Origin of the sequence: Legionella resiliens, assembly GCF_021344005.1 — a bacterium.
Taxonomy (GTDB): Bacteria; Pseudomonadota; Gammaproteobacteria; order Legionellales; family Legionellaceae; genus Legionella; species Legionella resiliens.
Genome location: NZ_JAJTND010000004.1, coordinates 491,351 through 516,214 on the forward strand (window position 1 = coordinate 491,351; position 24,864 = coordinate 516,214).

Below are 24,864 nucleotides of genomic sequence, written 5' to 3' on the forward strand. Positions count from 1 at the left end.
GGCTACAGATGGATAAATATCCATGAAAAACTCAACTCATTTAAACAGACTGATTGTAGTATCTACTTTTTTTTTATTGCTCTTATTCATTTTGATTTGGCGTATGGTGGATCTGACTGTACTCCATCGTCAATTTCTACAAGGCCAAGGTAATGCTCGTAGTTTACGTGTTGTAGACATTCCTGCTCATAGAGGAATGATTATGGATAGGAATGGTACCCCTTTGGCAATTAGCACTCCTGTGGAATCGGTGTGGGTAAATCCCAAAGAGTTTTCACCCGATAAAGAACAATTTATGTCCTTGGCAGAATATCTGAATTTAACTCCCCAGCAGCTAAGCAGAAAAATAGTAGATGCAGAAAATAAAGAATTAGAGTTTCTCTATTTACAAAGACAATTACCGCCTCCATTAGCTAAAAAAATAAAAGCATTAAAAATCCCAGGCGTTAACTTTCAAAAAGAATTCAAACGTTATTATCCTGATTCAGACAGTATTTCTCAGTTAGTCGGATTTACCAATGTCGATGATCAAGGCTTGGAAGGAGTTGAGTTTGCTTATCAAGATTGGTTGAAGGGTGTTGTTGGCAAGAAAAGGGTAATTAAAGATCGTTTAGGAAGAGTTATTGAGGAATTAGGTGTAATAAAACAACCTCGCCCTGGGCGTGATATGACTTTAAGTATTGATCGCCGTTTACAATATTTGGCCTATAGCGAACTCACTAAAACAGTTGAAGAATTTGCTGCAAAATCGGGTTCTGTTGTAGTTGTTGACACGGAAAATGGCGAGATTTTAGCTATGGCGAATGTTCCATCCTATAATCCCAATTCGCGGGGAGGTTACGATAAAGATACTTATAGAAATAGGGCGGTTACCGATACGTTTGAACCGGGTTCAGTCATTAAGACATTTAGTATCGCCAGCGCTTTGGAAACCGGTCTATTTACACCATCGACGATTATTGATACGAATCCGAGTTGGATGATTGTTCATGGTCATACAGTTCGTGATGTTCATAATTACGGTATCCTTGATGTAACTGGTGTATTACAACATTCAAGTAATGTCGGGGTAACAAAAATGGTTTTAGCCAGTCCTCCAGAGCAATTAATTGGATTGCTGCAGCGTTGTGGTTTTGGACAACGAACTGAAAGTACTTGTCCGGGAGAAAGTGAAGGGGGTATCGTTCATGTCAAAGATGCAAATCCTTTTGTGTTGGCTACTGTGAGTTTTGGTTATGGCTTGTCGGTAACCGCGTTACAATTAGCCAAAGCGCATATGGTTTTTGCAAATCTAGGCAAATTGATTCCAGTAACGTTACTGCATAATGATCCACCAACTCCAGGCGTGCAGGTAATGAAACCCGAAACAGCACAACAGGTTTTATCCATGATGGAGGCTGTTTTAGGTAAAGATGGTACTGGAAAATCAGCAAGAGTGCCTGGTTATCGTGTAGCAGGAAAAACAGGGACGGCACGTGTAGCAGGAAAAGATGGTTACAAAGATAGAAAATATACCGCAAGTTTTATAGGAATTGCGCCAGTTTCAAAACCAAAATTTGTTGTGGTCGTTATCATTCATGAACCTTCTCGTAAAAGTTATTATGCTGCAGCAGTTGCAGCTCCGTTGTTTGCTAAAGTTATGTCAGGAGCTTTACGATTGTTTAATATACCAACTGATGAGTTGGTAGGATAAAATTCGATCATAAGGTAAAGGTTTTGTTATAATGTAGCCTGGGTGAAGCGCAGCGGAACTCGGGTTCGGAAATACTGCATCTCCGGATTCCGCTGCGCTTCACCTGTCTCTTGAGCGCATCTCCGCCTACGCCCCGTGGCTTGTCCGCGGGGTCCAGTGTTTTAGTGCAGATCTCCTGGATCCCGCGGACAAGCCGCGGGACGTAGGAGAGCAGAACAGGACTGGATTTTCAGAGATGTGTAGAAGATTCAGGCGCTTCACCCAGGCTATTTTTAGAATTATTAGGAATCAAGTGATGAAACTCTCACAATTATTGAAACCATGGATGCAACACATTAATTCAGATTGTACTATTGCCGGTTTAGAAAATGACAGTCGTCGTATTCAACCAGGGGATTTGTTTGTAGCTTATGCTGGTGCAGCAGCTGATGGTCGTTTATTTATAAATAAGGCTGTTTCTGCAGGCGCGGTCGCTGTTGCTTATGATCCTATCCATTTTCCCAAGAGTTGCGTATTACCCGAATCAGTTCCTTGTGTTCCTGTCCCTGACTTAGCGACACAACTTGCACCCATTGCAAAACAGTTTTATGAAGATCCTGGTCGTTTTTTAACTGTAACTGGAGTGACTGGAACCAATGGGAAGACAACCATCGCCTATCAATTAGCTCAGGCTCATCATTTATTAGGACAGGGAGCAGCCTACATAGGCACTATTGGTCAAGGCAATGTTGATAAACTTCAATTATTGGATAATACAACTCCTGACTCACTTTGTTTACAAAAGCTATTACATCACTATAAAAATCAAGGTCTGAGACAAGTATGCATGGAAGTGTCCTCTCATGCACTGGCACAACATCGCGTAGATGCTGTTGAATTTAAGCAGGCTATATTTACGAATCTAACGCTTGATCATCTGGATTACCATCTCAATATGGAAAATTACGCGAATGCCAAGGCATTATTATTTGCTAGAGAATCATTAAAATGGGCAATTATTAATCAAGACGATGAATATCAAAAAATAATGTCTGCTGCTGTTAAGTCCCATGCTAAAAAGTTAACTTATGGGATACATCAAGATTGTGATGTGAAAGCTGTAAATTGGCTTATGGATATAAAAGGTACCGAAATTGAAGTGCATTCACCTTGGGGACAGCATCAATTCAGGATAAAGTCCCTAGGCCAATTTAATATATATAATAGCTTGGCCATATTTAGCAGTTTATTGGCTTCTGACTATGCACCTGCCCAGGTTGTCGAAGTGATGACTCAATTAAAAGCAGCTCCTGGGCGAATGGAAATTGTGGCCAATGCGCCCTATGTGCTTGTTGATTATGCACATACTCCTGATGCTCTAGAGAATGCTTTAATTACCTTAAATCAATTAAAAAAAGGTCGAATATGGGTGGTATTTGGTTGTGGTGGCGATAGGGATAAGACCAAGAGGCCGGTGATGGGAAAGGTTGCAAGTAAACTTGCTGATCAAATCGTCATTACTAGTGATAATCCACGTACAGAGGATCCACAGGTTATCGTTGATGAGATAGCACAGGGTATTTCAAATTCATCGAATGTCATTCAACTGGTTAATCGTGAAGAAGCAATTGCATATGCTTTAAATAAAGCAGAGGAACATGATGTTATTTTAATTGCAGGAAAAGGACACGAGGCCTATCAACAAATTGGCACGATAAAACATGCTTTTTCAGATCAGGATGTAGTAAAAAAATTAATGCAGAGGTAAATAAGATCTGGAGGCAATTCTACTATCTTGGCCAAAATGGTGGGATTTTAAGCGCTGAGATACTCCCATACTTCATGCACTCTAAAACGCATTATTTAGCTCAATCCAGCGAATTACCTGTAGACCCTAGATAAACTATAAACGAGGTGTTATGGTTACACATTGTTCCGGCATCCGCGATTCTTCTCGTGTCTTTTGATCACATCACTGCCTACGCCCCGCGGAGTCCGCGGGACTGGTTTTTCAGCGATGTGTAGGAGATTCAGAATGCTTCTCCGGCTACATTCTATTTATGTATATATCGTTTGAACTTCATCGGTGACATTTCTTCATAGCCTTTGATTGCTACTGCAAATAAATTCGGATCGCCTGTCTCATAGATACAAACTAAATCATCATCGCCTTTACCTGACTCAGGAATCCCTGGGGATGTTAAATCAGCTAAAATATCATTGGTGATATCGATTGTATCTTCTTCAGAGTCAGCTTCTACCGGCCCAATAGCGAATCCCCAGCTGGAAGAAGTATTGTAGTTATTGACTGTATAGCCAATATAATAATTGTAAGCGAGTTGAGAAGCCATCGTGATGCCTACAGCTTGAATATCACTCAGTTTAGGACAGACTGGTTCATCAGCAAAAGCAGATCCTGTGAGGACCATTGCAGCTGCAAAAGAAATTAATTTGGTTTTTAAAGACATAATAAAACTCCTTGTTAAATCTAATTATTCCAAGTTGATCCCGAGCTGGATTTTTTTATCCAGACCGAGCAAATATCTATTTTTACTTATGAGCTTTTAGCAAGTGTTGTTTTAATTTCATTGGGCTAATTGCGTAATCTCTAATGGCAACAGAATAAATATAGGGATTGCCTGTGTCATACAAACAAATCAATGTGTCATGATCCAGTTCCAAAGGAAATCCAGGAGTAGCCATATTATTTAAAATTGCATTTGTCGCATCTAATGCATCATCTTCTGCATCTGCTTTTACTGGTCCGATAGCAAAGCCCCAGGTAGCTGAATTGAATTGACTGATAGTGAATCCCATGAAATAGTTATTACCAATCTGTTGAGCCTCTGAGATTCCTTCTGCTTGAAGATCACTCAAATCGGGACAGGTATTATTTGCGAAGGCAGAACCAGCAAGAACCAATGCTACTGTAAAGGTAGAAAATTTTACTCCTAAAGACATTTACATACTCCTTTGTTTTTTTTGTAAAAATCGGAAAAAGAGTATCATTTGATTTACTAATTTACAATGGGACAAGTTTAGGACCTATTTACATTCCTGCTATCTTGGCCAAACCATCCTGATTCTCCATGCTCCAATGCTCGAAAACCTGGGCCATTTTGACTCAAGCTTGCTAAGTGTAAAGAAGCACTGGATTTAAGCGTATTATTATGTAAACAATTTGAAATTATTTGGTTGTCTTATTTCTTACATACCCAATAATAATTTAGTTTTATAATTCAACATTGACTCCTCGAAATACTGAGAGAAATCGTGACGTGTTTGATGATTTTTACGCAAATTTAAGAAAGCGACTTTTTTATCTGAAGCATGCTTTAGGGATAATGTTTCTTCAAGAGGGTTATAAATTTTTAATATAAGCTCATGCCATAAGTTGTCTTTTTCCAAGACCAAGTCACGGGGCAGTGCGGGGACTGCAAGTTGTGGGGGAGTCAGACCAGCAATTTGGTGCAAAGCGACGCTCACCATAGCAACCGCAGAGTATTTTGCCTCAACACTATGACCTGCAATATGAGGGGTGCATATTGTGGATTGATTAATAATCCGTGTATCGATATCCGGTTCATTAAGATACACATCGGTGCAATAGATTAATGGTTTTGAGGAATGGAGGAGTGCTTCCTCATTGACAATTCCACCACGAGCGGCATTCACAATGACACAGCCTGATTTTAATCGAGCAAGAAAATCCTGATTAATCAAATGAGCACTGGGATAGGGGGGACTATTATGTAATTCAGCATGGATGCACAGCAGATCAACCGAATACAATTCCTCGATAGTACAACTTTGAAAAGCGGGATCACGTTCTGCTTTGAGTGGATCGTAAGTTAAGATTTCAAAACCAGCTGCTTGCAAACGTACAGCAACTTGAGCTCCTACTTTTCCCAGGCCAATAATGCCTGCTTTATTCCCACTAAAAGGTTGTTGTTGCTCCAGAAAAGCAAGACAGGCAACGACATAATCAGCAACAGCTCGTGCATTGGAGCCTTTTGCATCAATAATTTGAATGTTTTGAGAATTTAGCCAAAAGTGATCCAGATGATCCGTTCCACTGCTTGCAGTAGCAACATAGCGCAAACAATGATTTTTTAATAAAAATTGGTTTACTTTTAGATTAGCACGGCAAAGCAGAACATCTTGTCCCACAAGTAATCCCGCAATCTCATCAAAATGATGATATCGCGTTAGGCGAAAGGGCATAGGAAAAGCCTGATCTAATCCTGGAAGAGAGGCATCAGCAAGGATATTCATAATAAGTTGACGTTCATATTTTAAAAATGGCACTGAGTGTGATGAGTCCCAGATTAATTATCGGAGTTAATATCATGCCTAAAACTCCGGTAAACACTAAAATAATAAGGATAAAAAATCCAAAAGGCTCTATTTTAGCATAAGCCATAGCTTGTCTTGGAGGTAAAAGGCTACTGACTACTCGACTACCATCCAAAGGTGGAATAGGAAGTAAATTTAATGCGGCCAAAATCAAATTAATAAATATTCCTGCTTGGGAGGTAGCATAAAGAAAAAGTATAGCCATCGATGTGCGCGGGTTGAGAATGAGTGCGAGTTTGTCGCAAGCAGCCCATAAAAATGCCATGAAAAGATTGGAAAATGGTCCGGCAAGAGTGACCAGGATCATGTCGCGCCGGGGATGGTGAAATTGGTTCGCGTTAATTGGGACAGGCTTTGCATAACCTATAACAAAATTAAATTGTGTTAGCACACCAATTAGTAGAGGCATGACTATGGTACCTATGGGATCCACATGACGAAGAGGATTTAAGCTTAATCGACCAAACATTTTTGCCGTCGTATCGCCACATCGATATGCAACATAAGCATGAGCTGCCTCGTGCAGGGTAATGGCAAGCAAAATGGGGATAGCCCAAATACATATTTTTTGGATCAAGGTAAATTCTATCATTGAAAAACTAAGCAGTAATGAAGGTATCGTGATTCTAGCGAATAGTTGCTTCCAATAACAAGTAAAAAGGAAATTAAAAGTCCTTCTTACAGATGGATGTATTTAATTTTTTTTGTCAAATCAGTATGTTAATTGTTGATTAAATTGGAGTCAGAAAGTTGATTGGTTGGTCTATGCATGATATATTTTGCCCGAAATTTAACTAGTCTAGGAGACAAAATGCCAACATTAAATAAATTAACGCCCGAGCTTAAAGATGCTTTAGGGAAAATAAACGATTTAGTATCTCGATATGAGGCGTTAGGTGAAAAAAGCGAAAGTGAATCTCTTAGAGATAATCAAAATGCAATCCAATATGTTGATGACGTTATTAAAAGATATAATCTGCTTAAAAAAACAAGCCCTAGCTCGTCAGTTTTACAAGCAAAAAAAGAATCTTATTTACCTTTATTGAAAGCGCATGCTGCTGAAGTCGGCATACTCGCTTTTTCTAAGCCTGGAGATCTTGCATCTCGACTTAAAGAGCTGGATTTTGAGCCCAGTAAGATTGATGAAATAACTAAGGGTTTAGAACAAGCAGGCGGTGATGATGATTTAGTGGCGATTCTTTTATCATCATTAGTAACCAGTGAAACTTTGTTAACATGCTCTGATAATGGTCATCATCACGGCCATCCTCACACAACAGTGACATCTTATGGTGGTAGTCATCATCACGGCCACTGGTAATTAAAAATAGGAGAGCGGCATGTTGTTGATGAAGGATTGTGCTATAGATCCAGGCGATATAGTGTTTGTCGTCTCAAGTAGTAGAAAACCTTTCATACGTCTAAAACAGGCCGCTCAATCCATTACGACTCCTGGCAACAAACATGGGCATATGGAGGTTGTTACAGTCTTTGTTTGTACTGGCAAGAATGAACACGGGATCATATGCCACAATTATGAGCGACAACTTTCTTCGTCACCGGATGTATTTATTAGAAATCTTCAAGATAAGACCGTAGAGGAACTAACGGTTCTGCTCCTCAATTATTGCAGTAAAGAATTCACATCCGTGCAAATGAAGAACGCACTTGAAGGTGGCGTTAAATGGATGAAACTTTGGGCTTCCAAAATAACAGGAAATGAGGAGGCAGAAGATCTCATCAAACAATTTCTGGTTGCATGCAAAGAGAATAAAGAACGATTAATCCAATTATTGGTTACGTTTTGGCGCGCATCGGGACAAGCAGAAACTCTACTGACAGTTAATTCAAGTTTGTTGGTATTCAAACATACCGACAATAAACAAAGACAACAATTCCTTGAAGCATACAAGGCTCAAGTGAATATTACCAAAAGATTACTTGAACAAGGAAAAAGCCGCACCAGCTTTTGGGCCGTACTTAAATCACTTTTTCAATGGTCAAATAAGCAGGATAAAAAAGATAGAGAAAAGCGCGTTCCTTCTAATGACACTTTTTGCTCCCACAATGTGATGCAAGTTTTAAATCAGGTGAATCCCGATCTTGTAAATAGAGGAAGACATGTTCTGCCCAAATCTTTGGAGGCCGGTCTTCGTGAAGCTACAAAAAATATAAATCAAGCAAACGATGCTGTGGATCAAGAGCAATTCGATGATTTTGAAGCAATGATTGCAGCACAAAAACTCCCCCCATTTAAATTACAAATTTTACCCGTCTCAGGCAAAGAATTGATGCGTACCTTATTAGATGTGGTAGATAATGAAATTCAGCGCATTGAATCCAGGTGGTGGAGTAATCAAAAGAATAGAAAAAAAGCATTTGATTTGAAAAAACTTCTTATGCCTTTTCGTGATCCCAAACTCCAGGATTATCCCATTGAATTACAGGTTGATGAGGCTTTAAAGCTTATCGCCACATTACTTCCTACATTGCAAACAAAAACAGGATTTTTGGGCGAATGGTTTCCCTCAACTTCTTATACTAATCTGAGGGCATTTGCTCGTACTCAAGGCATTTTTGATGGAGATATCTGTGCAGCAACAGAGAAACTAAAGAGTAATCCCAGTATTCAAGGAAAAGCTCAAGAAGAAGTAGTTGAGGTTCTTGAACCAGTGCCTACCGGTCAAATTTATATTTTTTCTGATTGGTCATTTTCCAGCTGGTCAACAAGTAAGCGTGAGTTGATGTTAGCGCATATGATTGAATTGCTTGCTGCTGGGCATGCGTTATATACCTGGGAAAATGGACAATTGGTTCAAATGAACAAAAAGTCCTTACAAAATGCCATAAATGGAGAGGATTTTGATGATTTACTGGCGTCTAAATTAAAACCGGCAACGCGTGCCACAGTACTTGAGCAAGTACAACATCAACAATTAGATACACAACAGATACATTTCCTGGATTATAAGGTCTGTCGAGACTTGGCAGATGACCATCAATCCATGGAAACACAGCTTAATCAGGTAGCGTCGATATTCTCGCCCAAACTGGACGAGTATCATTTGAATCAAACGAAACAAGCTATTCTCGAAGTTGAAATAGCAAATCCTTTATATACTGAAAGAGAACAATTGGAGTTGCAAAGCCTAAAAAAACGCATTATGAGCGAGAAAGAAATAAAACAAAAAACGTATCAAAGCGGTATTGATACAAAAGCTTTTATCGCTCAGCCACAATATAGAAAACCCATATTTACACCAGTTGATTCACTGACTTTTACTCCACCAACTAAGTATTATCGTGATGAAGTTTATCCTGATCTGGTAATTCATGAAAACCCATCTTCTCCATTCCAATATTTTGAATTAGCGGGCATGAATGCTACGGAGAACTTGGTTAAGTGTCGCTATGAGTTTCATGCTGAGGGAATAACAGAAGAACTCATTAAAAAAAGAAAAGAGGAATCCGATCGTGTCCTTTTTAAAGGAAAAAAAAGGTTAAGTTTGACAGAAAATTGGCAAGCCCTACCTTCCTTGCATCCTGGTGAAACCTTGCGAGACATCACAATTCAAGGATTAAAAAAGGATGATTTTGAAATAAACTATTCTAATAAAAATCATTTGTATTATATTCGCTTACTGGAACCTGCCGCAGAGCCTAGAGAAGCGTTTGTCAATTTATTGTTACGCATGCCCAAACATTATAGGGCACATCCTGTTTTTAGCACGTTAACCGCACACCCTGAGCATCAAGAAATACATCGTTTATTAATGAAATACCTTAGGTATGGTAGAGATCGCGGAGAGTTACGCAATTCCATTGGAGTTACCGTCCATAATGGCAAGGAGTATCTTGAAGAGGCAAGAAAGTTAGGTGTTGCAAGTTGCCGTTTAAGAGCAATTGCCTTTAAAGAAGAAATGAGTCGTTTGTATCCTGAGATTCCTGTATCTATTGATGTTAATCCGGATCATTGTTTTATTGAAATGGAATTGGATGGTCAATGGCAAAGGTATTGTCTCGGTGGATACAGGGATACCCCAACTTTGATGGAATCAGTCAAGGAAGATACTTTAAGTTGTCGATTCTTTACCGAAAACACAAAGCAGCAATCTCACGCACCTGTCGAGGAAGTGAAGTTTGTTAATCGTTTGTAACCTAGGTGCAGCGCAGCGGAACTCGGGGAAACTGATGATAAGTAACCCGGGTTCCGCTGCGTTGCACCCAGGCTACAATGTAATACAGGGAAATATATAAAAGTAGGGACTTCATGATTAATCTGTTTGATGCGCATTTACATATTATTGATTACCGCTTCCCGTTGGTTGCGAATCAATCTTATTTACCTGATGAATTTACGGTTGTTGATTACCTAAAAATTACAAAACCGCTGCACATTCTTGGTGGAGCAGTGGTATCGGGATCTTTCCAAGCATTTGATCAAACCTATTTGGTACATGCGTTACATGTCTTGGGCCCAAATTTTGTTGGGGTGACTCAATTACCTACTACAGCAAGTAACGAGCAAATTATTGAATTAGATCAGCAAGGAATTCGCGGTATTCGATTTAATCTGCGACGTGGTGGTTCAGAAAAAATGGAGCATTTAACTGACATGGCACATCGAGTTTATGAGATTGCCAAATGGCATGTAGAATTGTATGTTGATTCCTCTGAACTCGTGGAATTAACTGATTTGCTACTCAGTTTACCTGCAGTCAGCATAGACCACCTTGGGTTATCAAAAAGCGGACTCCCAGTTTTATTTAAGCTTGTTGAACAAGGGATCAAAGTCAAAGCATCCGGGTTTGGCAGAGTTGATTTTGATGTCGCAAGCATCCTGAAAACAATTGCATCGATTAATCCCGATGCGTTGATGTTTGGTACCGATCTTCCCTCAACGCGCGCACCACAACCTTTTAAGAAAAACGATATTAACCTTATTTTGGATGTCTTTGATGACCGTATAGCCAATAAAATTTTATTGACAAATGCCGTTGATTTTTATCGTTTACAACTCAAGTTTTAAAATGTAGCCTGGGTGAGGCGCAGCCATAACCCGGGAAGTTTTATATCTAGATCCCGGGGTTACGGCTGCGCCTTCCCCCAGGTTGTTTTTTGAAGGATTTCTTAGCCGCTATATCGAAGTTCGAGAAAATCGGGTTATATCAAAGGATAATAATTTAAAATAATCATAGGACATATAGAATTCGCCGTCGTCCCCTACAGAGGTGCCCCAAGAGTTTCTTAAGAACAATAATCCTTTATGCTTCACTCCGTGATTATCCACCGCAACTGCATTATCATCATATCCAGTAATGACCATTTCATGAGCTGCTTCGACATAATCAACGTCTGCAATTATTTCTGGCGTTAAAACCCACGTATCTTTATATATCCATGTTTTATATTTGCCGACTGCACCTACAGTACCTAAATCGGTACGTGGAAGAAGTACCGCAAAAACCAATCGGTCACCTGCAGATAGGGCTTGCTTGACATCATTTAAGTTCTTTGCTGGATCGGTTTTTTGAAATACATCAGACCAATTGACTTCCTTGCCAAAGATGAACTCGCTAAGTGAACTAAATTGTTCAGGATCCATAAACGATTCGGGATCATGATCTGTGTATGTTGGATAGTATTTCATGCCACCACAACCGAATTTTAGTTGTTTTATTTTGTTAACGATTCCGTACTGTTCCATCTGGTCAATTACATAACTCGCATAACTTCCATCCCAGCCGCTTAAACCGTAACCGTGTTTTTCCAAATAACTACCCAACTGTAAATGACACAATTGACTAATATAATCACCTTTGGTCATGGTGGCATCAAGCGCAGCAGTTACTGCAAAAGTGACACAGGTTCCATGTATTCCTTGATCCAAGACTGGTACATTATTCATACCTAATTGAACATGATTAGGTATTGGTGAGGCTGCTCTATTTGAGGAAGCATAAGCAAACTGGTGGGTATGTGCTAATGCATCTTGGGCACGGTTGGTCAGCAGGTTTCTCACTTCGTCAGAAAGATGTACTTGCAGTAATTGGATGCTCTTTTCTTCGTTCACAAGACTTTTGCGCGACAAATTTGCAGGTGCTTGCTTTAAGGTCTGCTTCAGAGTGCCAACCACTGTAATATCCTGGGCATACGCTCCATTAATTACCAGCGCAGCAAAAATAAGCGCTTGGGTTGACCTCTTGAAAAATTTTGTTAAATCCATGCTAATTCCTTCCTGCTGCTAAGAATAAATGTTGAATTGTTATCCTTCTTGGCTTTAGTGTCAACAATATCAATGATTTCAAATTAAGCTCGAGACAGCTAATTACAATGAATTATCTTATGATAAAGATTCTTTATTAAGATTTATTGAATCGTTACAATAGGAAAAAAATTTTGAGGTTATAAGGACATGTCATTTATAAATAGAATTTTTGGAAAACCTCTTTCTTTGAAGTCCAAGAAGCAGCAAGAATTGTCCATATTAACTGGGGTACCTGCAATTGGATTGGATTCATTAGCTTCAACGGCCTATGGGCCAGAAGCCGCACTCGTTATGCTATTACCAGCAGGAATAATCGGGTTACATTATTTTTTTCCCATTTCCCTATTAGTTGTCGTTGTTCTTTTGTTTTTATATGTATCTTATTTACAAACAGCTGCAGCATATCCCGAAAAAGGTGGCGCATATACTGTTGCGAGTGATAATTTGGGCAAGAAATATGGTGTAGGAGCAGCAATTTCATTGCTGCTTGATTATTTATTGAATGTTACGGTCGGTATATCGGCAGGCGTTGGTGCTATCTTGTCAGCAATCCCGGCATTGCATCCCTACACACTGACTTTATGTCTCGTGATCTTGCTGATGCTCACTGTATTGAATTTGCGAGGAACTCGTGAAACAGGGGTACTTTTTTTAATTCCCGTAGTAATTTTTATATTATGCATGTTAATTGCTCTATCGATGGGATTAGTCGATACTTGGATTAGTAGTGGGCACCCACAACCTTTAAATCCTCCCAGGAAAATGCAAACGAGTGCAACTGAAGCAGTAACATTTTGGATGTTGTTAACCGCTTTTTCCTACGGACTAACTGCGATGACGGGAGTTGAGGCAGTAAGTAATGCAGTCTCTTTATTTCGCAAACCAAAAGTTAAAAATGCGCAATGGACGTTGACTATAATTGTTGTTACCCTGGCACTATTTTTAATATTCATAGGTTATCTTTGTCCTGTTTATCATATTGAAGCCATGGATCAAAATCAGCCAGGTTATCAAACCGTATTGTCACAACTCGTTGGGGCAGTTACAGGAAAAGGTATTTTTTACTATATTTCTATTGCCAGTATTTTTATTGTTCTAACCTATTCAGCACAAACCAGTTTTACAGGCTTTCCGAGAATATGTCGTTTACTTGCAGAAGATAATTATTTACCTCATTTTTTTGCTGAGCGTGGGAGACGCCTGGTTTTCTCGGCCGGGATTATCATTTTAGCAATTTTTTCTGCTGTCATTCTGATTGCTTTTAAGGGAATTACGAATAATCTGATTCCATTATTTGCAGTTGGTTCTTTTAGTGCATTCCTTTTTTCTCAGATTGGCATGGTAAAGTATTGGTCGCGTAAGGAAAATCGAAATGAGCGATATAAATTAATAGTTAATGCGGTGGGTGCTGTAATCACAGCACTCGCACTTTTTATTATTCTTGTCACAAAATTTATAGAAGGTGCCTGGATAATTGTTGTTCTTGCGCCTACATTAGCAGTTTTAATGTATCATATTAAACATCATTACGAAAAAATTGCTCGTAAAATTGAAAATCCGATAAAGATAAATCCTCGTTCCTTAAAGTCCCCTGTGGTTATTATTCCAATACATGGTTTGGATTTAATCGCAGAAAGAGCAGTTCAATTTGGAATACTGCTCTCAGATGATATTACGGCGATTTTTATTGATGCAGAATATGAAGACGTTGAACGTTTGCAACAACTTTGGCATGAACTGATTGAAATGCCTGCTAAAAAAGCCGATAAAGGGATTCCTAAATTAGAAATTATTAAATCACCCTATAGGCGTATTTATAAGCCAATATTAAATTTTGTGGATAAAGTAAGAAAAGAGAGGAAAGATAGGCTGATTGCTCTTATTATACCCGAGTTAGTAGAACCAAGGTGGTATGAGCATTTATTACACAATATTCATGCCACAGGATTACGCGCTTTACTGTTTTTAAAGCGAGATCCTAATGTGATTGTTATTACCATTCCATGGTACTTACGTGAAAAATGAGGATTTGATTGATGTCGCAATTTGAAAAGTTCTTTAATTTTATGAAAAAGCCTTGGGTTATTATTCCCTATGCATTTTTGGTTATTTTAGCCTATTATTTTGTAGACAAGCCTTTGGCAACTTATTTTTACCAGTTGGATCTTAGAGTCAATATTCCCATTTTGGTCCTGTTGACCGCCTTGGGAAAATGGGTCATTTATAGTATTTTGTTTTTTATTGCGGGATTGTATTTTCGATACATTCAAGTTAATACTGTTTATGAAACCCGATCTTGGTATTTACTGGGTTGTGTACTTTTAGCCAATTTGGTTTGTTTGATTTTGAAAGTGGCGTTGAGTCGTGCTCGCCCTGAGTTGTTATTTTCCAGTAATGAATTTGGATTTTATTGGTTTAAGTTGAGTTCAGATTATTGGTCTTTGCCTTCAGGACATACGACAACGGTTATTAGTTTAGCAGCAGGATTAGGGGTGCTCTTTCCTCGATGTTTTTATGTGTTCCTTGTTGTTGCTCTTTTGGTTGCTGCCTCAAGAATTTTGTTATATTTCCATTATTTGAGTGATGTGATGAGTGCATTTTATATTAGTCTGTTGGTTGTTGGCTTTTTTACGGAATATTTTAAACGGAAGAATTGGTTTAATAAAATGGATTGTACTATGCGATAACTAGGATTTCAGAAAGTTAACGAGTTTTAGCAGTATCGATCCTAAATAGCCAATCTAGGGAGAGGTTATGACTATAGAGACTGAATTAAAAACTCTGGTTAGCATCTATGCCAGTTATGATAAAGAAAAAGATTGTTATACAAGCGATTTGAACCAGGAGGCTCTTTTACGGTTGGACGCCGATTTTATTAAATTAATCAATAAATCATTGCTTAAAGATGGTCCGGATAAAGGAAAAATAAAAAAAAATTATAAAATTTTATCTTTAAATTTTCATCCGGACCTTATGGGAAAATTCAGTTCGGAAGCAAAATGGATTGAGAGTACTCTGTCTGAAAAGCGCAATGATGGAGCTTGTTTTAAAACATTATCGCTTTGCTATGGTAAGTTAATTTCGCCTCAGGATTTTAAACCGATTAAATTTGATGAAATTGCTACTCGCGAAGATCTTAAAAAATGGTTGGAAAACTTAAAAAATACTTCCAGGACATTTACTGAGCGTCATTTCTATGTGAGTCTTCTGGGATTACTTGATCAATCTACCGGATATTTTGATGAAGTAGGGAAAATAAAGCCAAAGGGGATTCGTGCGTTAATTTCATTTCTCCCAATGATTTTTATTAGTTTCAGCACTTTTGTCTTTGCCGAAGAATTATTTGCTGTTTATGCGCTTTATTTTGCTTTATTGAAAAGTGGTCAATTTATGGCAGGCAGCAATTCAACAGAGTTGCAAAAGCTGGGTAATACCTTGCAAAAAATCACTATAGTTTCTGCCACGACCACAACTACCTTATTAGTTCGTTTAGTTGAAATGACTTTTTGGGCATCTCGCCAGTGCTATGAGATGAGCTTGCAAATAGGTTCTACACTTCTTACGCCATTACTTTGTGCCCCTTCAGAGGAGAAATCTGGCAATTCTGCAATAGATGAAAATTTATGTCGCGAATTGATTCTTGCAAGTCAGAATCAAAGTATCAGTGATAATTTTAAAACGCCTGAATTAAAAATGATTGCAGCGCCAATTGAATCCTATCTCGGATTATTAGAACAGCAATTTTTTAGAAACTGGAGAGCAGGGGGGGAAAAACATCGCGCATTAGATGCATTTTTGCTTAGAATGCGTGTAATTGATAAAGACGATGAATTGAAAGTCGAAGAAAAAATTGCAAAAGCCTCTAAAGCATTAGAATTAGTTAAGAAAGATCCCAGTGTTTACACTCAAGGAGGAAAAACTGCCTTGGCAGTTGATCGTGCTGAACGTGTGATTAGTCTGCTCAAAGATGACTCTGGGATGCAACTTGCTGTAGTAGTATGTCCTTCTACAACGTAACAGCTGTATAGGCAGGTATCTCGTTTAATGTCTAAATTTTAGGCGTTATATTCATGGCCTTTACCATTGTCAAATTCAGGGTAAAATTGAAATACCCCTTGAATTTGGCAGGGTATCTCTGGCAAGATGCGTAAGTTTTGATTATCCAGTGAGGAATTATGAAAATTCTCGTGGCAGTGAAGCGTGTAATCGACCCCTATGTGAAAATTCGGGTCAAATCGGACCATTCCGGAGTTGAAACACAAAATATTAAAATGGCAATGAATCCATTTGATGAAATTGCTGTTGAAGAAGCATTACGTTTACGTGAAAAAAACTGGGCTACAGAAGTTGTAGTAGTAAGTATTGGCGGTGAGAGTTCTCAGGAAACCTTGCGACATGCTTTAGCCTTAGGCGCTGATAGAGCAGTTTTGATTCGCACCCAAGATTCATTAGAAAGCCTTAATATTGCAAAAATATTAAAAAAAATTGTCGATGATGAAAAGCCTGATTTAGTATTAATGGGTAAGCAAGCCATTGATGGTGATAATAATCAGACACCCCAAATGTTGGCCTCTCTATTAAATTGGCCCCAGGCAATGTATGCCTCCAAAATTGAAGCAGGCAGCGACTACCTTCAGGTAACCCGGGAAATTGATGGGGGGCTTGAAACAATTCGCGTGAATTTGCCAGCGGTAGTGAGCACGGACTTGCGTTTGAATGAACCTCGATACGCAAGCCTTCCCAATATTATGAAAGCAAAAAAGAAACCTTTAGAAAACTTGGAATTGGATAGTCTGGGGCTGTCGCTTAAAAAACACGTTGAGGTATTAAAAGTCGCTGAACCTGATGCTCGCAGTGCAGGAGTGAAAGTTGAATCAGTGGCTGAGTTATTGAATAAACTACAGCATGAAGCCAAAGTGCTTTGATAAGGGGAACGTGATGGGCACTTTAGTACTCGTTGAACATGATAATCAAACATTACATCCATCTACTCGTAATGTTCTAGCTGCGGCATTGGAACTGGGTGGCGAACCGACTTTACTCGTTATAGGACATCAATGCAAAACGGTAGCAGAACAAGCGGCAATTCTTGCAGGAGCGCATGCTGTTTGGTGCATTGATAAACCGTGTTATGAACATCCGTTGGCAGAGCAAATAAGTGATTTAGTTCTTTCATTTGCGCATTCATTTAAAGCCATATTAATGCCTGCAAGTACCTTCGGTAAAAATATCGCTCCACGTGTTGCAGCACAACTGGATGTGTCTCAAGTTTCTGATGTGAGTAAAATTCTCGATAAAGATACCTTCGAACATCCAATATATGCGGGTAATGCGATAGAGACTGTACGAGTTCTTGATTCAATAAAGGTGTTGACGATTAGAGTAACGGCTTTTAATCCAGTAACTACAAATCAGGCGAGTTGTTGCATTGAGCAAATCGATAAAGAATTTATTGCAAAAAATAGCCAATTTGTTAAACATGAGCTAAGTAAGTCTGAACGCCCTGACCTAGGAAGCGCTAAAATTGTTGTTTCTGGGGGAAGAGGACTTCAAAGTGCCGAGAAGTTTAAGTTGATTGAAGAATTAGCTGATGTACTTGGTGCTGCTGTTGGAGCATCCCGTGCTGCTGTAGATGCCGGGTTTGTTCCTAATGATTACCAGGTGGGGCAAACCGGAAGGATAGTTGCACCAATGCTTTATTTTGCTGTGGGAATTTCTGGAGCGGTACAGCATTTGGCAGGGATGAAAGATTCCAAGATTATTGTTGCAATTAATAAGGATGAAGATGCCCCTATTTTTCAAATCGCTGACTATGGTTTGGTTGGTGATTTATTTGAACTTGTGCCACAGTTAATCGCACAATTAAAAAACCGTTAGAGGGAGAAAGTATGTTAGTAGGTGTTCCAAAAGAAATTAAACCTCAAGAAAATCGTGTAGGTCTTGTTCCTTCTAGTATTAGGGAAATTATACGAGTAGGCAGCTCTGCTATTGTAGAGAAAGGTGCTGGATTGGGAATTGGGATTTCTGATGATGATTATCGACATGCCGGTGCAGAGGTTGTTGATAGCGCGGATGAGGTATTTTCTAGAGCTGAACTCATTGTAAAAGTAAAAGAACCACAACCCATTGAGTGCAAGCGTCTTCGCGAAGGTCAAACTTTATTTACCTATTTGCATTTGGCCCCAGATCCTCACCAAGCACGTATGCTTAAAGAATCTGGAGTTACTGCTATAGCTTATGAAACAGTGACTGAAGACAATGGGGGACTGCCTTTACTGGCACCTATGTCACAAGTGGCTGGACGTATGTCGATTCAGGCAGGAGCGCATTGTTTGGAGATGGCTCAAGGTGGTAGCGGCGTTTTACTAGGCGGAGTTCCTGGAGTAGCTGCGGCAAATGTCGTAGTCATTGGTGGAGGAGTAGTTGGTACTAATGCCGTACGTATGGCAATGGGTATGGAAGCTCGAGTGACAGTACTCGATCGCTCCTTGCAACGTTTAAACGAGTTGGATTTCCAATTTGGATCTAAGATCAATACCGTTTATTCTACTGCGGATGCCATAGAAAGATATACAGCCAGCGCTGATTTAGTCATTGGTGCGGTATTAGTACCTGGAGCAGCAGCTCCGAAATTAATGACGCGCTCAATGCTTAAATCAATGCGACCTGGTTCGGTACTGGTGGATGTAGCTATTGACCAAGGTGGATGTTTCGAAACAAGCCGACCTACTACACATCAAGAACCTACATATGTTGTTGATAATGTGGTGCATTATTGTGTTGCAAATATGCCGGGTGCAGTGCCAAGAACATCAACCTTTGCTTTGAATAATGCAACGTTACCTTTTGTTTTAAGCATTGTAACAAAAGGCATGAAGTTGGCTTTATTGAATGATAAGCATTTACTTAATGGGTTAAATGTTCACCAAGGTAAAATTACTTTTGATGCAGTTGCCCGTGATTTAGGCTATGAGTATACGCCTGCAGGAATCGCATTGGCGGGTCGATAAACTTTAGACTTGGTCTATCTACAATCTTGGCCGTAAGGCCTTGATTATAAATAGACCCTTTTTATTTAACATGGTGGTCCGGTTTTTTATTATACCTAGGATTACATTTTCTCTTCCGTCCCCTCCTACCCTATAATTTATGTTAATGATTTATCAATAAATTGATAAACTCAAGTTCTCTTTCCTAGGCATGAGAGTAATATGAGAGTACTTATTTCTGGAGCGGGTATAGCAGGATTGACCGTTGCTTATTGGTTAAAACGCTATGGTTTTATGATCACCATCGTTGAGCGTGCTCCAGCATTACTCACCGGAGGTTATAAAATCGATGTTCGTGGAGCAGCACTACATGTTCTGCGACGAATGGATATTTATGAGGGGGTTGTAGCAGAAAGTACGGATATGCAAGGTGCATTGCTGGTTGATAGGAATGGGAAAGTAATCCAGGAAATGAGTGGTAATGAGTTTGGACATCGAGTTGGCGATGATGTGGAAATTATTCGTGGAACTTTATGTCAGATTCTCATGGATCAGGTGCTTGATTCAGAATTTATTTTTGGGGATAGTATTCAAGAGATATCTCAATTTCCTGATCATTTAGAAGTTAAGTTTCAAAATAATAAAGCTCGAGAATTCGATTTGGTTATTGGTGCTGATGGGCTTCATTCAAATGTAAGACAGCTTGTATTTGGTGACGAATCACTTTTTTCCCAGGAGTTAGGTTTATATCTCTGTGTATTTACCGTTCCCAATTATTTAAATTTGGATCGATTAGAAATGCAATACTCAGAGTTAGGTAGAGTTGCGTCAGTTTGGAGCGCTTCAGGAGAGCCGCATGCTAAGGCGTGCTTTGGATTTATTTCTCCAGAGAAAGTTGATCTTCGTAATGTAAAACAGCAGCACCAAGTGCTTAGGACTGTTTATGAAGGGATTGGCTGGGAGATTCCTAAATTTCTGAAAATGATGCCTGAGTCACCGGATTTTTATTTTGATGCGGCAGCACAGATCCATATGGATCATTGGTCACAGGGCAGGGTAGTCTTATTGGGTGATGCTGCTTATTGTGCTTCACCTATGTCGGGTCAGGGGAGTAGTCTGGCTATCATTGGTGCTTACATTCTCGCTGGGGAGTTGGCAGCAGCAAAAGGTAACTATCCGCTTGCGTTGCAAAATTATGAAAATCAAATGCGTCCTTTTGTTAAGCTCAATCAGGAATTAGGGATTAAGGCTGCCCAAGTAATGCGTTCTCAAGAGAAGAGTAATTTACTTTCCTGGTTACTCGAACGGCTTATGAAAATTGCACCAGGTTATTTAATTAAATTTTTTATTAATCGTTCAACTCAGCGTATAAATAAAGCTGCAAATTCAATTACTCTTAAAGATTATTAATGAAACATTAAACTTTATTGCCTCGTAGTTTTGGAGCCTGGATGGAGGCGAAGCCGTAACCCGGGAAATTTATGCCAGGAATTCCCGGGTTACGCTACGCTTCACCCAGGCTACATCGATTAAAACAATCTATCTATCAACAAAGCTGCTAATTTAATTAACCTTAAAGATTATTAATCGAAACATTAAGTCAGGTCGGCTCGTAGTACCGTAGGCTTGGTTGACAAGCCTGAAGTGTCGTCAACTTTTTTGATTAGCGATTTAGATGTATTGAACTATTATTCAAGAAATACTTTATGTACTTACTACGTCCCGTGGCTTGTCCGCGGGATCTAGGAAATTTGCAATAGACGCTGGATCCCGCGGACAAGCCGCGGGACGTAGAAACAAAAGATTTAGAATAAACTATCCTCAACAGCAGGCAGTTGTTGCTGATCATTACTCGCATTAAAGACAGGTGTTGGATCTTCTTCCGCAGGAACTTCTTTATTACGAAAATACTCGATGATCCCATTTGCCTGATTAGGACGCGCCAATAAACCACTATTTGGATCAATGCGAACTGCGACTACATCCTCAGGTTGTCTCATTTCACTTTCAGGTTTTCCTTTCAATGCAACTTTCATAAAGTCGATCCATAATGGCAAAGCGAGCCCCGCAGCATATTCATGTAAGGATTTGGGATTATCAAAACCTATCCATGTTGTTACAACGAGGTCGGAATTAAACCCAGCAAACCAGGCATCTACTTGATCATTCGTTGTACCCGTCTTACCTGCTATGTCTTGGCGATTGAGCACACGAGCTGCACGGGCAGTACCATGCTGAATCACATCTTTTAAAGCAGTATACATTAGAAAGTTAATGTCTTCGGGAATAACTCGCGGAGCTAGCGTTGAATGGTCCACACTGTTGTCGCAGTTATTACAAACAACGGTTGGTTTGGCTTGCAATAATATCTTGCCATCTGTATCAGTAATGTGATCAATGAGGTAAGGTTCAACTTTATACCCGCCATTTGCGAAAACAGCATAAGCAACAGTCAGATCCATAGGGCTAATTGATAAACTGCCTAAAGCCAGGGATAACCCTCTAGGAAGTGCTTTCCTATTAAATCCAAAACGAGATAGGAAGTCGATGGTGTAATTGATGCCAATGTCATCAAGGATGCGTATGGACACTAGGTTTTTAGATTGGACCAAGGCTTGTTTTAACCGTGTTGGTCCGTTAAATTTCAGGTTCACATTATGAGGACGCCATAAGTTTGGCTGACTTGGATCATCAACGACAATAGGCGCATCATTAATCAATGTTGCCAGAGTATAACCATTATTCAAAGCTGCAGCGTAGACAAAAGGTTTAAAGCTGGACCCTGGTTGTCTGCTGGATTGAGTTGCCCGGTTAAATTTGCTTTTTTGGAAATTGAATCCACCCACGAGTACCTCTATGGCACCATTTTTAGGATTAAGTGCCACCATTGCTGATTCAGCTTCAGGAATTTGTGCCAATTCCCAATGGTCTTTTATTGAATGAACATAAATAATATCGCCAACAGCAACAACTTGCATGGCTTTGGATGGAGATTTACCTACCCAACCATTTTTAAGTGCTGGTCTTGCCCAAGATAAACCGGCCCAAGGGATAAGAATGGTTCGGCCACTTTGCAATGTAGCTGTTGCCTCATTTTCCCGGACTTCGGTAATAACCGCCGGAAGAAGATGGTTAAGTTCCGGATATTTTTCCAGGTTTTTTTGAATTGAGTGCAAGGATTTGCTGTCTTTTTCACCAATTGTAGCAACAGGTCCTCGATAACCATGCCGGTGGTCATAAGAGATTAAATTTTTTTCGACTACATCATTGGCTGTATTTTGCAACTTTCCATCAATAGTCGTGTAAACTTTATAACCCTTAGTATACGCATCAGGGCCGAAATTATCGTATAAGGATTGACGAATCATTTCAGCAACATAAGGTGCTTTCACTTCGATAGGAGTGCCATGATACTTCGCTGTAATTGGTTGGTTTATCGCATTTTGATATTGCTCTTCATTGATGTAATGCTCTTCCAGCAAGCGTTCTAATACATGGTCGCGCCGTTTTTTCGCAGCTAAGGGGTTTGCAATGGGGTTTTGAGTTGAAGGTGCTTGGGGTAGTCCAGCAATCATTGCGAGTTCTGCCAGATTTAATTCTTTAAGCGACTTGCCAAAATAAACCATTGCGGCAGCACCAACTCCATAAGCACGATTACCTAAATAGATTCTGTTAAGGTAGAGTTCGAGAATTTTTTCCTTACTCAATTCTCTATCTATTTTAATAGCAAGCATAATTTCATTAAATTTGCGCAAAAAGGTTTTTTTACGACTTAAGAAAAAATTACGCGCAACTTGCATGGTAATGGTACTACCACCTTGAGATTTTGTTCCAGTTTTAACCATACGAACTGCAGCACGTCCAAGACCTAAAACATCCACACCAGGATGCTCAAAAAAGCGTTGATCTTCAGTAGCAATTAAAGCATGGATCAGCATGGGCGGTATTTCATCATAAGTAACAGGAATTCGTTTTTTTTCGCCATATTCCTGAATAAGTAAACCTTCTTTGCTGAAAATTTGTAAAGGTACCTGTAATTGCACTGTTTTCAACGAATCTACGTTGGGGAGTTGGCTTTCAAGATAGAGGTAAAATAGACTACCTGCCACGATTAAAACAAAAAACAGGCTCATCAGCGCCCATAGACCTTTACGCCAGAAGTATGCCATTTTCATAGAGTTCATAGTGTTTTAATGAAATTTGGCGTGTATTATACAGTGATTTTTTGTATGATTGCGAGTTTTGTGCAAAAAAGTGGGTCATTTTTGGTGTTTCATTGAATTTTAAAGAGAAAAATTCAATGAAACACAGTAATTGTATCGTTATTCTATAGACAAATTATGCATGTTGTCCTCAAAATTTTCCGGCTTCGGTATACTTTGTGACGAAGTAGTCGTAGGTTGCTGTTGAAAAAATCGAGGGTTAGTTCCTGATTGAAGCATACTTAATGCAGCAAGACTTCCATAGAATGGGGTGTAAGGAGGGAAACGTCTGGCTTCTTTAGCTTTTTGCAATTCCGCTTTAGTTTTTTCCAGGTCCTTAGTTAATTCTTCAATAGTTGCCTGCTGTACTTTATTTATTTCGGTTAACTCCTGTAACTGGGGTTCTAGTCCAGATTTTTGTTTATCTGCCAATTGTTCTAACTCTGATCGTTGCTCTTCTATTTTTAATTTTTGACTCACTAATTCTAATTGTTGTGCTTCTAATTTTGATTTTTGACTCTCTAATTCCAATTGTTGTGCTTCTAATTTTGATTTTTGAACACTTGACTCTAATTTTAGAGTTTCTGTCTCTAATTTTAAGTTATCTTTCCCTGACTCTTCGGTAGCTTTTTTTAATTTATTACGTTGAGACTCTAGAAATAGTTGCTGTTCCAAACAGATGTTTGTAGCAATATCTTTGAGTTCATCATTAGAGTCATCGGTAGTCATATGAAGTACAAAAAGAACCTCATCGATGAGCAGTTGGCCTGAATTACAATATTTGCCTCCCACATACCGATCATTCAATAAACCAAATAACTCTCGAGTTAGAGAACCTTTGGAATTATTTAAAGTTACTGAATGTTTGAATCCCTTTTTTATATTTAATAATTGGCGAAAATCGATGAATAATTGAGTTAATTGTTCTTGCAATGTCTGAAGCTCTTCAGAATTGAGCGGAGTTTTTCTATCGAGTTGTTCTTTTAGATAGGAAATTTCATTTAAAATGAAAGAAAGGAATTCCTTGCGAGCCTGATAACCTCCTGTGCACGCATTGATCTTGCCTTCTAAGTATGGAGCAAAATTGATCTTTGTATCTTGAATTATTTCTACTGCGCGTTCATGAGATTTTTTTCTACGCGTTGTAGGTTCCAGTGCAGCAACAAGTTTATCTTTGGTTGCTATATTATCTTGGCTGTCATGATAACGAACTATGACGGTTGTCAATGCATAAATTAACTCTTCTAACCTAGTCATGAAAATCTCCTTTTTCAATACATAAAATGCGAAATCCCCTTACAAGTTGGTCTTTCACTATATTAAATGTTTTTGGGAGGCGCAAGTTGTTATAACTAAATGGTGAAAATGACAACTTGA

Annotated in this window: 19 protein-coding genes; 12 read left to right on the forward strand and 7 right to left on the reverse strand. The window is 39.1% G+C overall.

The window, feature by feature from the left end; genetic code table 11:
• Positions 1–22: 22 nt before the first annotated feature.
• Positions 23–1,693, forward strand: coding sequence for a peptidoglycan D,D-transpeptidase FtsI family protein (locus LXO92_RS07630; RefSeq protein ID WP_182352069.1), 1,671 nt, complete (start codon positions 23–25; stop codon positions 1,691–1,693).
• Positions 1,694–1,988: 295 nt separating this feature from the next.
• A complete protein-coding gene (locus LXO92_RS07635; protein WP_232890721.1) occupies positions 1,989–3,440 on the forward strand; it encodes a UDP-N-acetylmuramoyl-L-alanyl-D-glutamate--2,6-diaminopimelate ligase in 1,452 nt (483 codons plus the stop codon).
• A 286-nt stretch (positions 3,441–3,726) separates the two neighbouring features.
• Here LXO92_RS07635 and LXO92_RS07640 read toward each other — a convergent pair whose 3' ends face one another.
• The 4 genes from LXO92_RS07640 to LXO92_RS07655 all read right to left on the reverse strand — a co-directional run bounded on the left by LXO92_RS07640 (position 3,727) and on the right by LXO92_RS07655 (position 6,620).
• Complete coding sequence (locus tag LXO92_RS07640) at positions 3,727–4,140, reverse strand: DUF4949 domain-containing protein (RefSeq protein WP_232890722.1); 414 nt, start codon at positions 4,138–4,140, stop codon at positions 3,727–3,729.
• Between the two features lie 82 nt (positions 4,141–4,222).
• A complete protein-coding gene (locus tag LXO92_RS07645) occupies positions 4,223–4,633 on the reverse strand; it encodes a DUF4949 domain-containing protein (protein WP_232890723.1) in 411 nt (136 codons plus the stop codon).
• Between the two features lie 246 nt (positions 4,634–4,879).
• On the reverse strand, positions 4,880–5,947 hold the full coding sequence (locus tag LXO92_RS07650; protein ID WP_232890913.1) for a 4-phosphoerythronate dehydrogenase: 1,068 nt from the start codon (positions 5,945–5,947) through the stop codon (positions 4,880–4,882).
• A gap of 13 nt (positions 5,948–5,960) precedes the next feature.
• A complete protein-coding gene (locus tag LXO92_RS07655) occupies positions 5,961–6,620 on the reverse strand; it encodes a site-2 protease family protein (protein ID WP_182352073.1) in 660 nt (219 codons plus the stop codon).
• 219 nt (positions 6,621–6,839) lie between these two features.
• On the opposite strand from LXO92_RS07655, the gene LXO92_RS07660 reads away from it, so the two are divergent.
• The 3 genes from LXO92_RS07660 (at position 6,840) to LXO92_RS07670 (ending at position 11,057) form a co-directional block, all read left to right on the forward strand.
• Positions 6,840–7,349: a coiled coil protein gene (locus tag LXO92_RS07660; RefSeq protein WP_182352074.1), complete on the forward strand. Its 510-nt coding sequence runs from the start codon at positions 6,840–6,842 to the stop codon at positions 7,347–7,349.
• Positions 7,350–7,368: 19 nt separating this feature from the next.
• A complete protein-coding gene (locus LXO92_RS07665) occupies positions 7,369–10,185 on the forward strand; it encodes a hypothetical protein (RefSeq protein WP_232890724.1) in 2,817 nt (938 codons plus the stop codon).
• Between the two features lie 113 nt (positions 10,186–10,298).
• On the forward strand, positions 10,299–11,057 hold the full coding sequence (locus tag LXO92_RS07670) for an amidohydrolase family protein (RefSeq protein WP_232890725.1): 759 nt from the start codon (positions 10,299–10,301) through the stop codon (positions 11,055–11,057).
• A gap of 108 nt (positions 11,058–11,165) precedes the next feature.
• On the opposite strand, the gene LXO92_RS07675 is transcribed toward LXO92_RS07670, so the two are convergent.
• Positions 11,166–12,254: a C1 family peptidase gene (locus tag LXO92_RS07675; RefSeq protein WP_182352077.1), complete on the reverse strand. Its 1,089-nt coding sequence runs from the start codon at positions 12,252–12,254 to the stop codon at positions 11,166–11,168.
• Between the two features lie 189 nt (positions 12,255–12,443).
• Here LXO92_RS07675 and LXO92_RS07680 point away from each other — a divergent pair, with 189 nt between their 5' ends.
• The 7 genes from LXO92_RS07680 (at position 12,444) to LXO92_RS07710 (ending at position 20,695) form a co-directional block, all read left to right on the forward strand.
• Positions 12,444–14,321: an APC family permease gene (locus tag LXO92_RS07680; RefSeq protein ID WP_182352078.1), complete on the forward strand. Its 1,878-nt coding sequence runs from the start codon at positions 12,444–12,446 to the stop codon at positions 14,319–14,321.
• 11 nt (positions 14,322–14,332) lie between these two features.
• A complete protein-coding gene (locus LXO92_RS07685; protein WP_182352079.1) occupies positions 14,333–14,983 on the forward strand; it encodes a phosphatase PAP2 family protein in 651 nt (216 codons plus the stop codon).
• Between the two features lie 67 nt (positions 14,984–15,050).
• Positions 15,051–16,313, forward strand: coding sequence for a J domain-containing protein (locus LXO92_RS07690; RefSeq protein ID WP_182352080.1), 1,263 nt, complete (start codon positions 15,051–15,053; stop codon positions 16,311–16,313).
• 158 nt (positions 16,314–16,471) lie between these two features.
• Positions 16,472–17,221: an electron transfer flavoprotein subunit beta/FixA family protein gene (locus LXO92_RS07695; RefSeq protein ID WP_182352081.1), complete on the forward strand. Its 750-nt coding sequence runs from the start codon at positions 16,472–16,474 to the stop codon at positions 17,219–17,221.
• Between the two features lie 13 nt (positions 17,222–17,234).
• Positions 17,235–18,173, forward strand: a complete 939-nt coding sequence (locus tag LXO92_RS07700) for an electron transfer flavoprotein subunit alpha/FixB family protein (RefSeq protein WP_182352082.1) — start codon at positions 17,235–17,237, stop codon at positions 18,171–18,173.
• 11 nt (positions 18,174–18,184) lie between these two features.
• Positions 18,185–19,306, forward strand: coding sequence for an alanine dehydrogenase (gene ald / locus LXO92_RS07705; RefSeq protein WP_182352083.1), 1,122 nt, complete (start codon positions 18,185–18,187; stop codon positions 19,304–19,306).
• 201 nt (positions 19,307–19,507) lie between these two features.
• Positions 19,508–20,695, forward strand: coding sequence for an FAD-dependent monooxygenase (locus tag LXO92_RS07710; protein ID WP_232890726.1), 1,188 nt, complete (start codon positions 19,508–19,510; stop codon positions 20,693–20,695).
• A gap of 395 nt (positions 20,696–21,090) precedes the next feature.
• Here LXO92_RS07710 and LXO92_RS07715 read toward each other — a convergent pair whose 3' ends face one another.
• Both LXO92_RS07715 and LXO92_RS07720 read right to left on the reverse strand, forming a co-directional pair.
• A complete protein-coding gene (locus tag LXO92_RS07715) occupies positions 21,091–23,460 on the reverse strand; it encodes a penicillin-binding protein 1A (protein ID WP_182352085.1) in 2,370 nt (789 codons plus the stop codon).
• A gap of 147 nt (positions 23,461–23,607) precedes the next feature.
• On the reverse strand, positions 23,608–24,744 hold the full coding sequence (locus LXO92_RS07720; RefSeq protein ID WP_182352086.1) for a coiled-coil domain-containing protein: 1,137 nt from the start codon (positions 24,742–24,744) through the stop codon (positions 23,608–23,610).
• Between the last annotated feature and the right edge of the window lie 120 nt (positions 24,745–24,864).

What these genes read in the sequence shown, in the direction of transcription:
- LXO92_RS07630 (WP_182352069.1), top strand. Translation starts at nt 23, where the DNA reads ATGAAAAACTCAACTCATTTAAACAGACTGATTGTAGTATCTACTTTT.
- LXO92_RS07635 (WP_232890721.1), top strand. Translation starts at nt 1,989, where the DNA reads ATGAAACTCTCACAATTATTGAAACCATGGATGCAACACATTAATTCA.
- LXO92_RS07640 (WP_232890722.1), bottom strand. Translation starts at nt 4,140, where the DNA reads ATGTCTTTAAAAACCAAATTAATTTCTTTTGCAGCTGCAATGGTCCTC.
- LXO92_RS07645 (WP_232890723.1), bottom strand. Translation starts at nt 4,633, where the DNA reads ATGTCTTTAGGAGTAAAATTTTCTACCTTTACAGTAGCATTGGTTCTT.
- LXO92_RS07650 (WP_232890913.1), bottom strand. Translation starts at nt 5,947, where the DNA reads ATGAATATCCTTGCTGATGCCTCTCTTCCAGGATTAGATCAGGCTTTT.
- LXO92_RS07655 (WP_182352073.1), bottom strand. Translation starts at nt 6,620, where the DNA reads ATGATAGAATTTACCTTGATCCAAAAAATATGTATTTGGGCTATCCCC.
- LXO92_RS07660 (WP_182352074.1), top strand. Translation starts at nt 6,840, where the DNA reads ATGCCAACATTAAATAAATTAACGCCCGAGCTTAAAGATGCTTTAGGG.
- LXO92_RS07665 (WP_232890724.1), top strand. Translation starts at nt 7,369, where the DNA reads ATGTTGTTGATGAAGGATTGTGCTATAGATCCAGGCGATATAGTGTTT.
- LXO92_RS07670 (WP_232890725.1), top strand. Translation starts at nt 10,299, where the DNA reads ATGATTAATCTGTTTGATGCGCATTTACATATTATTGATTACCGCTTC.
- LXO92_RS07675 (WP_182352077.1), bottom strand. Translation starts at nt 12,254, where the DNA reads ATGGATTTAACAAAATTTTTCAAGAGGTCAACCCAAGCGCTTATTTTT.
- LXO92_RS07680 (WP_182352078.1), top strand. Translation starts at nt 12,444, where the DNA reads ATGTCATTTATAAATAGAATTTTTGGAAAACCTCTTTCTTTGAAGTCC.
- LXO92_RS07685 (WP_182352079.1), top strand. Translation starts at nt 14,333, where the DNA reads ATGTCGCAATTTGAAAAGTTCTTTAATTTTATGAAAAAGCCTTGGGTT.
- LXO92_RS07690 (WP_182352080.1), top strand. Translation starts at nt 15,051, where the DNA reads ATGACTATAGAGACTGAATTAAAAACTCTGGTTAGCATCTATGCCAGT.
- LXO92_RS07695 (WP_182352081.1), top strand. Translation starts at nt 16,472, where the DNA reads ATGAAAATTCTCGTGGCAGTGAAGCGTGTAATCGACCCCTATGTGAAA.
- LXO92_RS07700 (WP_182352082.1), top strand. Translation starts at nt 17,235, where the DNA reads ATGGGCACTTTAGTACTCGTTGAACATGATAATCAAACATTACATCCA.
- ald (WP_182352083.1), top strand. Translation starts at nt 18,185, where the DNA reads ATGTTAGTAGGTGTTCCAAAAGAAATTAAACCTCAAGAAAATCGTGTA.
- LXO92_RS07710 (WP_232890726.1), top strand. Translation starts at nt 19,508, where the DNA reads ATGAGAGTACTTATTTCTGGAGCGGGTATAGCAGGATTGACCGTTGCT.
- LXO92_RS07715 (WP_182352085.1), bottom strand. Translation starts at nt 23,460, where the DNA reads ATGAAAATGGCATACTTCTGGCGTAAAGGTCTATGGGCGCTGATGAGC.
- LXO92_RS07720 (WP_182352086.1), bottom strand. Translation starts at nt 24,744, where the DNA reads ATGACTAGGTTAGAAGAGTTAATTTATGCATTGACAACCGTCATAGTT.